Genomic DNA, 11,326 nt, shown 5'->3' on the forward strand with positions numbered 1-11,326 from the left:
ACCGTCCAGGTCCATCCACCTCCCGGAAGGCCTCTCCCATGGAGCCCATGGCCGCCACCAGCCGTACCCGCACCAGCCGTACCCGCGTCACCGGCATCGCCGGCGGGCCCGCTTTCGCCGCCGTGCTCACCGCCCTGGCACCCATCTCCTGGGGCACCACCTACGCCGTCACCACCGCCTTCCTGCCGCCGGACCGTCCGCTGTTCACCGCCCTGGTGCGGGCCCTGCCCGCCGGGCTGCTGCTCGTCGCCCTCACCCGGGTGCTGCCGCGCGGCACCTGGTGGGCGAAGGCGGCGGTGCTGGGCGCGCTGAACATCGGCGCCTTCTTCCCGCTGCTGTTCGTGTCGGCGTACCGGCTGCCCGGCGGGATGGCGGCGGTGGTCGGCTCGGTGGGGCCGCTGTTCGTCGTCGGCCTCTCGGCGCTGCTGCTCGGGCAGCGGCCCACCGCGCGGACCCTGTTCACCGGGGTCCTGGCCGCCTTCGGGGTCAGCCTGGTGGTGCTGCGGGGCGCCGGCGCGCTCGATGCCGTCGGCGTGCTGGCGGCGCTCGCCTCCACGGCGTCCATGGCCACCGGCACGGTGCTGACCAAGCGCTGGGGCCGCCCCGAGGGGGTCGGTCCGCTCGCCCTCACCGGCTGGCAGCTCACCGCGGGCGGGCTGCTGATCGCCCCCGTCGCCTTCCTGGCCGAGGGCGCGCCGCCCGCGCTGGACGCGTCCGCGGTGGGCGGTTACCTCTACCTCGCCCTGGCCAACACGGCGCTCGCCTACTGGCTGTGGTTCCGGGGCATCGGGCGGCTCACCGCGACCCAGGTCGGCTTCCTCGGCCCGCTGTCCCCGCTCACCGCGGCCGTCGTCGGCTGGATCGCCCTCGGCCAGACGCTGACGCCCGTGCAGCTGGCCGGCCTGGCGCTGACCTTCGGCGCCACGCTCGCCGGGCAACTGGGCGGGCGGCGGCCCCGGCGCCGACCGCTCGGCTCCGCAGGCCACGTCACGCGGAAGGACACCGCCGGCCTGGCGGGCGGCGCGGTGCCGCGGTAGGCCCCGCCGGCCCTGCCGGGGCGGCGCACGACGAGCGAGGGCGCCCGGCGCGATGCCGGGCGCCCTCGCCCTCGTGATCTGCCCGCGGCCGGGCGGGCCGCTACCGGGTGGCCGCCGCCGCGTCCGCCGCCTGGGCGCGCAGCGCCCGCTCGACGCCCGCGCGGGACTCCGAGACCAGGCGGGCCAGGGCCGCGCCGGGCTGCGCGGAGGCCAGCCAGGCCTCCGTGCGGGCCAGGGTCTCCTCGGAGACCTGGATCGCCGGGTACAGGCCGATCGCGATCTGCTGGGCGATCTCGTGCGAACGGGAGTCCCAGACGTCCTTGAGGACCTCGAAGTACCGGTCCGCGTACGGCGCCAGCAGCTCGCGCTGGTCGGTCTGCACGAAGCCGCCGATGACCGCCTCCTGCACGGCGTTCGGCAGCTTGTCGGACTCGATCACCGACGCCCAGGCCTCCGCCTTCGCCTCGGCCGTCGGCCGGGCGGCGCGGGCGGTGGCGGCGTGCCGCTCACCGGCGGCGGTCCGGTCGCGCTCGTACTCCGCGGCGATCTCCGCCTCGTCGTAGCGGCCGACCGCCGCCAGGCGCTCCACGAACGTCCACCGCAGGTCGGTGTCGACGGCCAGGCCCTCGACGGTCTGCGAGCCGTCCAGCAGCGCCTCCAGCAGGTCCAGCTGCTCCGGCGTGCGCGCGGTCGCCGCGAACGCCCGCGCCCAGGCCAGCTGGTGGTCGCCGCCCGCCTCGGCGGACCGCAGGTGGGCCAGCGTGGCGTCGGTCCAGCGGGTGAGCAGGGCCTCGCGGGCGGCCGGGTCGGCGTACAGCTCGACGGCCAGCTTCACCTGCCGCTGGAGCGACTGCACGACACCGATGTCGGACTCCTTGCCGATGCCGGACAGCACCAGCGACAGGTAGTCGCGGGTGGCCAGCTCGCCGTCCCGGGTCATGTCCCAGGCGGACGCCCAGCACAGGGCGCGCGGCAGGGAGGACTCGAAGTCGCCGAGGTGCTCGGTGACGAAGGCCAGCGACCGCTCGTCCAGGCGGACCTTCGCGTACGACAGGTCGTCGTCGTTGAGCAGCACCACGTCCGGCCGGCGCCGGCCCGCCAGCTGCGGCACGGCCGTCAGCTCGCCGTCCACGTCCAGCTCGACGCGGTCGGTGCGCACCAGCTTGCCGCTCGCCGGGTCGAGGTCGTACAGGCCGACCGCGATGCGGTGCGGGCGCAGCGTCGGCTCGCCCTTGGCGCCGGCGGGCAGCGCCGGGGCCTCCTGGCGGACGGCGAAGGAGGTGACGACCCCGTCCGAGTCCGCGGCGTCCGTCTCGATCTCCGGGCGCAGGATGTTGATGCCGGCCGTCCGCAGCCACTTCTGCGACCAGGTCTTCAAGTCACGGCCGGAGGTCTCCTCCAGGGCGCCCAGCAGGTCCGACAGGCGCGTGTTGCCGTACGCGTGCCGCTTGAAGTAGGTCTGCACGCCCGCGAAGAAGGCGTCCTCGCCGACGTAGGCCACCAGCTGCTTCAGGACGCTGGCGCCCTTGGCGTAGGTGATGCCGTCGAAGTTGACCAGGACGTCGTCCAGGTCGCGGATCTCGGCCATGATCGGGTGCGTGGAGGGCAGCTGGTCCTGCCGGTAGGCCCAGGTCTTCATCGAGTTGGCGAACGTCGTCCACGCGTGCGGCCAGCGCGAGCCGGGCGCGGACGCCTGGCAGGCGATCGACGTGTAGGTGGCGAACGACTCGTTCAGCCACAGGTCGTTCCACCATTCCATGGTGACCAGGTCGCCGAACCACATGTGGGCCAGCTCGTGCAGGATCGTCTCCGCCCGCACCTCGTAGGCCGCGTCCGTCACCTTCGAGCGGAAGACGTACTGGTCGCGGATGGTCACCGCGCCCGCGTTCTCCATCGCGCCCGCGTTGAACTCCGGCACGAACAGCTGGTCGTACTTCTGGAACGGGTACGCGTAGGCGAACTTCTCCTGGAACCAGTCGAAGCCCTGCCGGGTCACCTCGAAGATGGCGTCCGAGTCGAGGAACTCGGCGAGCGAGGGGCGGCAGTAGATGCCCAGCGGGACGCTCTGCCCGTCCTTCTCGTACACGCTGTGCACGCTGTGGTACGGGCCGACGATCAGCGCGGTGACGTACGACGAGATCCGCGGCGTCGGCGCGAACGTCCAGACGTTGTCCTGCGGCTCGGGCGTCGGCGAGTTGGAGATGACGGTCCAGCCCTCCGGCGCGCGCACGGTGAACTGGAAGGTCGCCTTCAGGTCGGGCTGCTCGAAGGACGCGAAGACGCGGCGGGCGTCGGGCACCTCGAACTGGGTGTACAGGTACGCCTGCTCGTCGACCGGGTCGACGAAGCGGTGCAGCCCCTCACCGGTGTTGGTGTAGGCGCAGTCCGCGACCACGCGCAGCACGTTGCGGCCCTCCAGCAGCTCCGGCAGCGCGATCCGGGAGTCCTGGAAGACCTCGGCCGGGTCGAGCGGGTCGCCGTTGAGCGTGACCTCGTGGACCGCCGGGGCCACCAGGTCGATGAAGGACGCGCCGCCGCCCGCGGCGACGTCGAAGCGCACCGTGGTCGCGGACCGGTAGGTACCGCCCTCCTGCGCGCCGGAGAGGTCGAGATCGATCTCGTACGAGTCAACGGTGAGCAGCTCCGCCCGCTGCTGCGCCTCTTCGCGAGTCAGGTTTGTGCCAGGCACGCGGTCATCTCCTCGTTATGTGTGGGTTGCGACATCCTTCCATGCGAGCCGGAGGGAGCGCGATGTCCGGTTCCCGCCGGTCGGCGGGCTCGGCGCGCGCCAGGCTGGGCCCATGACGACCTACACCGCACTGCCCATCGACCCGGCCGCCCTGAAGGAGCTGCGCTCCGAGGACGACGCGGGGCGCCCCACGGTGCCCGTCACGGACGAGGAGGGCGGGGCGCCGCTGCGCTGCTGCCTGGGCCGCAGCCGGCCGGGCGAGCGCATCGCCCTGGTCTCCTACGCCCCGCTGCGCCGCTGGGCGGCCCGCACCGGCGCCCGCCCGGGCCCCTACGACGAGCAGGGCCCCGTCTTCATCCACGCCGGGGACTGCCCCGGCCCGGAGGCCGACGGACTGCCCTTCACCCACACCCACCGCACGGTGCGCCGCTACTCCGCCGACGGGCGCATCCTCGGCGGCCGCCTGGTCGAGGGCGCGGCCCAGTACCCGGCCGCCTTCGCGGAGGCCTTCGCCGACCCGGAGGTGGCGCTGGTCCACGTGCGGGCGGTGGAGTACGGCTGCTTCCTGTACGAGGTCCGGCGCCCCGCCTGAGACCTCCCGGCCCGCCACGGCGCGGGCGGGCACGCGCGAGGGGCGGTCACGCGTACGTGACCGCCCCTCGCCGCCGCTCCGGGCGCCCCTCGCCGGGGGCCGGAGCGGACCGTTCACCGGACTACCGGGCCTTCGCGGTCAGCTCCGCCGCCACCAGCTCCGCGATCTGCACCGCGTTCAGCGCGGCGCCCTTGCGCAGGTTGTCGTTGGAGACGAACAGCGCCAGGCCGTGCTCGACCGTCTCGTCGCGGCGGATGCGGCCCACGTAGGACGGGTCCTGGCCGGCCGCCTGGAGCGGGGTCGGGATGTCGGTCAGGGCCACACCCGGGGCGCCGCCGAGCAGCTCGGTCGCGCGCTCCGGGGAGAGCGGGCGGGCGAAGCGGGCGTTGACCTGGAGGGAGTGGCCGGAGAACACCGGGACGCGCACGCAGGTGCCGGAGACCTTCAGGTCGGGGATCTCCAGGATCTTGCGCGACTCGTTGCGCAGCTTCTGCTCCTCGTCGGTCTCGTTCAGACCGTCGTCGACGATCGAGCCCGCCAGCGGCAGCACGTTGAAGGCGATCGGGCGCTTGTAGACCTCCGGCTCGGGGAACTCCACCGCCGAGCCGTCGTGGGTGAGCCGGTCGGCGTCGGCGACGACCTTCCGCGCCTGGCCGTGCAGCTCCGCCACGCCTGCGAGGCCCGAGCCGGACACCGCCTGGTAGGTGGCGACGACCAGGGCCTCCAGGCCGGCCTCCGCGTGCAGCGGCTTCAGCACCGGCATCGCGGCCATCGTGGTGCAGTTGGGGTTGGCGATGATGCCCTTGGGGCGGTCGGCGACGGCGTGCGGGTTGACCTCGGAGACCACCAGCGGCACCTCGGGGTCCCGCCGCCAGGCCGAGGAGTTGTCGATCACGACGGCACCCTGGGCGGCGACCTTCTCGGCCAGTGCCCGGGAGGTCGCCCCGCCGGCCGAGAACAGCACGATGTCCAGGCCCGTGTAGTCGGCCGTGGAGGCGTCCTCCACGGTCACGCCGTCCAGCTCGGTGCCGGCCGAGCGGGCCGAGGCGAACAGCCGCAGCTCGGTCACCGGGAAGGCGCGCTCGGTGAGGATCCTGCGCATGACCGTGCCGACCTGACCGGTGGCTCCGACGATTCCGACCCTCACGGCGACTCCCTCTGCGTGTTCTTCGCGGCTGCGCTGCTCGGCCGCAGCCTTCCCATCATGCGGCCGACCCCGGTCCGCGTGTCCAATTCTTTGCCGAGCCGGCCCGAGGAGTGGGACACCCGGCGCCGCCGTCCGGTTCCCGGGCTTCCGTCCGCACCCCCGGTGAGCTGCAATTGTTCCCTCCGCGGGCGCCCAGCGCCGCAAGCTGTGCTGCCCGGCCCCTGCCCGTCGCGGCACCCTGCACACGAGGGTGTGACGTACGCCTCGGCCGGGCGGGGCGCACCGGGGCCGAACGTTCCCGGTGCCTGCGGCGTCGTAGGGGAAAAGCGTGAGGGGGTGGCTTGTGCTGCGCGGAAGGGCGCGCCGCGACCAGCGGGCGTACGCCGGTACGGAACGGTCCGGGCGGGCCGGCCGGGCCGGGGACGATCCGCTGGACGCGGCCCAGGAACGCCGGGTGCGAGCGGTGCTGGCACTCGGCGGAGTGCCGCAGGCGGACCTGCCGGACGGGGTGCAGCAGGTCCGCCTGCGGCTGCTGGAGCGGGCCGCGAAGGGGGAGCAGGCGCCGCGGGACGTCTCGGCGTGGGCGGCCGTCGTCGCCTCCAACCTCGCCATGGACTGGCACCGGGCCAAGCGGCGCCATGAGCGGCTGGGGGAGCGGCTGGCGTCGCTGCGCCAGCCCGCCGACAGCTCGGGCGAGGAGGCCAGCCTGCTCTCCCTCGCCGTCGCCCGGGGGCTGGACGAGCTGCCCGACGGCCAGCGCCAGGTCCTGGTGCTGCGCTTCTTCGCCGATCTGCCGGTGCGCGCGATCGCCGAGGAGCTGGGCATACCGGAGGGCACGGTCAAGAGCAGGCTGCACACGGCGGTACGCGCCCTGCGCGACCGCCTGCACGAGGACGAGGTGGTGTGACGTGACCGCCGAACACGAGGAGCCGTCCGGCCGGTACGACGGCGTGGACGCGCTGATGGCGGCGATCACCGGCGACCCCGTGCCGCCGGAGGCCCGCCGGGACGCCGCCTTCGCCGCCGAGCACCGGGCGGCGCGCGAGGACGTGGCGCTGCTGCGGGAGCAGCTGGCGCTGATCGCGGACGCGCTGACCGGGGACACGCCGACCGCAGACGCGCCGACCGGGGCGGACGCACGGCCGTCGGCGCCGACCGCGGCGGAACCGGTCCGTGCCGCACGGCCCGGCGCCGCCAGGCGTCCGAAGAACCCGCCGCGCCCCGGGAGGCCCAGCGGCCGCCGCCGGGCCGTGCGCGTCGCGCTGGGGTCGCTGGCCGCCACCGGGGCCTTCGCCCTGGTCGCGGGGTTCGGCTGGGTCCTGACGCACGCGGGCGGCGGCGGGCAGGCGGACGCCTCCAGCGACGCCAAGGCCGCCGACACCGGCACCTCCGCCTCCGGTTCCGCCTCGGCGGACGGTCCGGGGCGCGCCCCGGAGCTGCAACCGTCCTGCGCCCGGCTGGTCGTGGAGGGCACGGTGGCCCGGGTGGAGCGGCGGGACGGGCACGTGACCCGGGTCGTGGTGCGCGTCGCCCGGTACTACCGGCCCGCGCACGGCCCGTCCGAGGTGACGCTCCTCCTCGGGGACGACACGGCACCGCGGCCGCGCGTCGGCCGGCACGTGCTGGCCGGTGTGGCCCCGGGCGAGCGGCTGGCCGGCCTGTGGGCGGTGGGCGACGCGCCGGTGGCCGCGGCCCGGGCCCGGATCACCGCGACGCCGGGGCCCACCGCCTGCCCGTCCGGCTGAGCGGGCTGCGACGCGAAGGGGGCGGGCGTCCACCGGACACCCGCCCCCCTGCCGCGTCGCCCCGTGGTTACGGCGTGACCTTCTCGATCGTGACGCTGCCGAGGCCCGCGACCGTGCCGCGCGCGTTCACCAGCTGGACCCGGCCGAAGAACTCCCGGCCGGCCGGGGCCTGGGCGGCCGCGGTGACCTGGGCGGTCACCGTAGCCGTGGCGCCCGTGCCGAGCTTGACCGGCGCCGAGCCGTCGACGGTGACGGCACCGAGCGCGGAGGAGAAGAACACGTCCCGGTAGTCGTAGTCGGTGGTGCCCGAGGGCACCGAGTAGCCGACGACCTCGACGGTGTAGGTGCCGGGGGCCGGCGACGGGATGGAGACCGCCTCCTCCGAGTCGCCGTCGGCGGACTGCCCGACCTGGGTGCCCTTCGCGTCGTACACCGTCAGGTCCAGGTCGGCGGCCGTGTCGGAGACGCCGCCGATCGCCACGTCCAGGGACTCGGCGCCGGCCGGGACCTCGACCGTGGTGGTCTGCGTCTCGCCCTCCTTGACGGCGGGACGGGCCGTCTTCGAGGAGCCGAGCGGGCCGCCGGTCAGCTTGCCGTCGAGGGCGGCGAACCCGTTGGTCACCTTCCAGGACACGGTGGCCGGGGCGCCGACCTTGGCCTCGGGCACGGTCACGGTCTCCGGGTCGAAGGCCGCGCCGAGCACGGTGACGTCCAGCTTGTAGGGGTTGTCGAGCAGCGGCGAGGTGCGGCGCGACTCGACCTCGACCTCCCAGACGCCGGGCTGCGGGTCGGCGTACGCGCGCACGTCGGGCTTGCAGCCGTTGCCGGCGAGGTAGTTGTTGTAGCAGTACGGGGTGCCGGTGTCGTCGACCGGGACGCCGTAGGGGTGGATGGCGATGAAGCGGGTCTGGCTCTTGTCCGCCAACCCGCCGATCGCGACCTCCAGCGCCTTCGCGCCCTCGGGCACGGTCAGGAAGTACGACCGCGAGCTGTTGCGCTGCACCGAGTCCGACGCGGAGTAGGTGTAGTGCACGTCGGCCGCCACCACGACCGTGGTGAGGACCTGCTTGTCGATGCCCTCGGTCCTCGGGTCGTCGACCTCGAGGATGGCGCTCTTGACGCCCGCGGAGCCGGGCGCGGCCTGCACCTTCACGGTGACCGGCTGGTTCAGCGGCAGCTTCACGACGTCGTCGCCGAGGACCCGGAAGGTCCCGCCGGCGTTGTTCTCGAAGTGCAGCTCGTGCCGGATCGCCCGGTCGTCACCGGAGGTGCGGGTGAGGGTGATCTCGTAGGTCCTGCGCTGCCCGGCCTTCAGGCCGCCCTCGCGGTCGTAGAGGCCGGTGCCGTAGCCCGGGGTCTTCAGCGCGTAGTCGATCGCGGTGTCGACCGGGGCCTTGACGGTGTAGTCGTGGGCGGTGGCGCCGTCCCTGATGGACCGCCACGCGTCCACGATGTTGATGCGGCCCGCGCCTTCCTCGTACGCCTGGACGCCCTTGATGTGGTCGGCGGTCGAGGTCAGTGCCGTGCGCAGGGTGGCGGGGGTCAGCTCGATGCCCCGCTGCTTGGCGGCGGACAGCAGCAGCGCGGAGGCGCCGGCGGCCTGCGGGGAGGCCATCGAGGTGCCCTGGAGCATCGAGTAGCCGGCCGGCAGGGAGTAGCCCGCCTCGGCGACCGGGGAGCCCGGCAGCCAGGTCTGGGTGCTGTTGATCGCGGCGCCGGGGGCGACCAGGGTCGGCGTGAAGCCGCCGTCCTCACGCGGGCCGCGCGAGGAGAAGGGCAGCAGCGCGTACTTCTTCTCCACCTGGGAGCCGTAGTTCGCGGCCCAGGTCTCCTTGGAGATGGCGGCGCCGACCGAGATCACCTTGTCGGCCAGACCGGGGTCGCCGATGGTGTTGGCGCCGGGGCCCTCGTTGCCGGCCGAGATGACCAGCTGGACGCCGTAGGTGTCGATGAGGCGGGTGTACAGCTCGGCGCGCGCGTTGTTGCCGTCGTTCAGCGCGGGCAGGCCGCCGATCGACATGTTGACGATGTCGACGCCGCGGTGGGTGACGAGGTCGATCATGCCCTCGGTGAGCGCGATGTTGGTGCAGCCGCCGGACCAGGCGCAGGCCCGGGAGGAGACGATCTTCGCGCCCGGGGCCGCGCCGTTCATCTTCCCGCCGAACAGGCCGTGGGCGGCGGTGATGCCGGCGACGTGGGTGCCGTGCTCGGACTCGATGACGCCGATGTTGACGTAGTCGGCCGTGCTGCCCGTCGAGTTGTAGACGACGTCCTTGCGGATCTCGACCACGAACGGGATGCGCTCGACGACGTCGGTCGACGGGTCGTCGGTGCCGAAGTAGCCGACCTGGTAGTCGTCCTTGTACGGCTTCATCGGCGTGTCGTCGGTGAAGTCGAGGTTGTCGTCCGTGTCGACGCGCACGGTGCCGGTGGCCGCGTCGTACAGCACGCCCCAGGCGTCGGTGGTGTCGCCGTCGCGGTTGAGGTCGCCCTTCATGTCGCCGCCGGTGGTGGCGGACTCGTACATGTAGTTGAACTTGTACGAGCCCTCCGGCGCCTTGAAGGTCTCCTTGCCCAGCGCGGCGGTGGTGATGGAGAAGCCGGGGCCGCTCACGCCGGTGGTCATCCGCCGCCAGGTGCCGTCGCCGTCGGAGACCGGGTCGGTCGCGGTGACCCAGTCGACGATCTTCCGCTCGCCGGTGGTGGTCGTGCGCAGCGCCGGGTGGCCGAGGTCGACGCCGGAGTCGAGGATGCCGATGGTGACGCCCCGGCCGTCCGCCTTCGGGTGGTCGTGGACGAAGTCGACGGCGCCCGTCTCGAAGGAGGGGTTGTACGGGTTCTCGGCCGGGGTGTTCCTGCCCGGCCCTCCGTACGCGGCCGCCGACCCCGCGCCCCGGGCGCCCTTGGCGGTGTCCGCGCTCGGCGTCGGGTCGTCGAGCTTGATCTCCTGCCGCAGGTCGATGGCGCGCACCGACGTGAGGTCGGCGGCGGCGGCGATGGCGGCGTCCGCGGCGCGGGTGGGGACGGTGGCCCGGACGTAACCGAGCTTGTCGTACGTACGGCCGACCAGGCCGCCCTTGACCGCGTCCAGCTCGCCGGCGACCTGCTCGGTCCGGCCCGGGGTGGTGGCGATCATCATCGTGACGTTCTTGTCGCCGGCCGCCTTGGCGTCGGCGAGCAGTGCGGCGTCGTCCGAACCGAGCTTGTCGTGGGCGGACTTGACACCCGCGTCGGCGGTGGCGGACGGCGTGTCCGCGGCCAGGGCCACGGGCACCGGGCCGGCCGCCGACAGGGCGGCGACCACGCCCACGGCCACGGCCATGCGGGTCAGGCGTCTCGGGCCGGATATCGGGTCACGATCAGGGGTGTGGGTCATCGGCATCCCTTGTAGGTAAAGGAACGGGCGGACGAGACCGCTCAGCCTTACCGAAAGGATGGTTTTTGGCGGACCGTTGACCGAATCGATATGAATGTATGGGGAAAACCCGCGATGTGTTTCGCGGGTGTCCGTCCCGGATGATCCGGGATTGCGGCGGCGCCGCCGTCCGCCGGGCGGTAACGTCGGCGCGTGAGGCGAGAGTTGAGGGTGGCGGCCTACGCCGTGTGCGTCCGTGACGGACAGCTCCTGCTGGCCCGCTCCCCGGCCCCCGACGGCACCCGGGAGTGGGTGCTGCCGGGCGGCGGCGCGGAACACGGCGAGGACCCCTGGGACACCGTCCGCCGCGAGGTCACCGAGGAGACCGGCTACCGGATCGAGGTGACCGGACTGCTCGGCGTGGACTCCGCCCGCCGGACCGAGCCCCGGCGCGGCCGGCTGGGCGCCCTGGGCCCGCTCACCGCCACCGACCGGCACAGCGTGCGCATCCTCTACACGGGCGACATCAGCGGCGGCGCCCTGCGTCCCGAGGTCGGGGGCTCCACCGACCTGGCCGCGTGGCACGACCTGTCCGCGGTACCCGGACTGACCCGGGTGCGGCTGGTCGACACCGCGCTGCGGCTGTGGCGCGAGCGTCCCGCGGCCGGCCGGGTGGACGGCGCCCCCGGGACCCCGCCCTTCCCCGCCGGATGAACGGGGAGTAACCGCCTCCGGGCGGTCCGCGATCCACTCCGTGACCA

At 73.9% G+C, this 11,326-nt stretch carries 8 protein-coding genes; 5 read left to right on the plus strand and 3 right to left on the minus strand.

What is annotated here, in order from left to right:
- The first annotated feature begins 47 nt into the window (after positions 1-47).
- Entirely contained in the window at positions 48-1,037 is a 990-nt protein-coding gene (locus ACZ6CZ_RS01290; protein ID WP_469012883.1) for an EamA family transporter, read from the plus strand.
- 100 nt (positions 1,038-1,137) lie between these two features.
- Here ACZ6CZ_RS01290 and pepN read toward each other — a convergent pair whose 3' ends face one another.
- Positions 1,138-3,726, minus strand: a complete 2,589-nt coding sequence (gene pepN / locus ACZ6CZ_RS01295; RefSeq protein ID WP_469012888.1) for an aminopeptidase N — start codon at positions 3,724-3,726, stop codon at positions 1,138-1,140.
- A 112-nt stretch (positions 3,727-3,838) separates the two neighbouring features.
- Between pepN and ACZ6CZ_RS01300 the strand changes: the two genes are divergently transcribed.
- Positions 3,839-4,318 (plus strand): DUF1203 domain-containing protein, encoded by a 480-nt coding sequence (locus tag ACZ6CZ_RS01300; RefSeq protein ID WP_469012892.1) that lies wholly within the window; start codon positions 3,839-3,841, stop codon positions 4,316-4,318.
- A gap of 121 nt (positions 4,319-4,439) precedes the next feature.
- Here ACZ6CZ_RS01300 and ACZ6CZ_RS01305 read toward each other — a convergent pair whose 3' ends face one another.
- Positions 4,440-5,465, minus strand: coding sequence for an aspartate-semialdehyde dehydrogenase (locus ACZ6CZ_RS01305; RefSeq protein ID WP_469012895.1), 1,026 nt, complete (start codon positions 5,463-5,465; stop codon positions 4,440-4,442).
- A gap of 343 nt (positions 5,466-5,808) precedes the next feature.
- On the opposite strand from ACZ6CZ_RS01305, the gene ACZ6CZ_RS01310 reads away from it, so the two are divergent.
- Together ACZ6CZ_RS01310 and ACZ6CZ_RS01315 are read left to right on the plus strand one after the other, a co-directional pair.
- Complete coding sequence (locus tag ACZ6CZ_RS01310) at positions 5,809-6,372, plus strand: sigma-70 family RNA polymerase sigma factor (protein WP_469014351.1); 564 nt, start codon at positions 5,809-5,811, stop codon at positions 6,370-6,372.
- Between the two features lies 1 nt (position 6,373).
- Entirely contained in the window at positions 6,374-7,210 is an 837-nt protein-coding gene (locus ACZ6CZ_RS01315; protein ID WP_469012899.1) for a hypothetical protein, read from the plus strand.
- Between the two features lie 67 nt (positions 7,211-7,277).
- Here the strand turns inward: ACZ6CZ_RS01315 and ACZ6CZ_RS01320 are convergent, their stop codons facing one another.
- On the minus strand, positions 7,278-10,586 hold the full coding sequence (locus ACZ6CZ_RS01320; RefSeq protein ID WP_469012906.1) for a S8 family serine peptidase: 3,309 nt from the start codon (positions 10,584-10,586) through the stop codon (positions 7,278-7,280).
- A gap of 192 nt (positions 10,587-10,778) precedes the next feature.
- Between ACZ6CZ_RS01320 and ACZ6CZ_RS01325 the strand changes: the two genes are divergently transcribed.
- The gene (locus ACZ6CZ_RS01325; RefSeq protein WP_469012910.1) at positions 10,779-11,279 is read left to right on the plus strand and encodes an NUDIX hydrolase; all 501 of its coding nucleotides are present in this window, start codon (positions 10,779-10,781) and stop codon (positions 11,277-11,279) included.
- Positions 11,280-11,326: the final 47 nt, after the last annotated feature.

This window comes from Streptomyces sp. NPDC041135, from assembly GCF_055592085.1.

Bases quoted from the DNA above. Each gene is read 5' to 3' on its own strand.
- ACZ6CZ_RS01290 (WP_469012883.1), top strand. From the start codon at position 48: ATGGCCGCCACCAGCCGTACCCGCACCAGCCGTACCCGCGTCACCGGC.
- ACZ6CZ_RS01300 (WP_469012892.1), top strand. From the start codon at position 3,839: ATGACGACCTACACCGCACTGCCCATCGACCCGGCCGCCCTGAAGGAG.
- ACZ6CZ_RS01320 (WP_469012906.1), bottom strand. From the start codon at position 10,586: ATGACCCACACCCCTGATCGTGACCCGATATCCGGCCCGAGACGCCTG.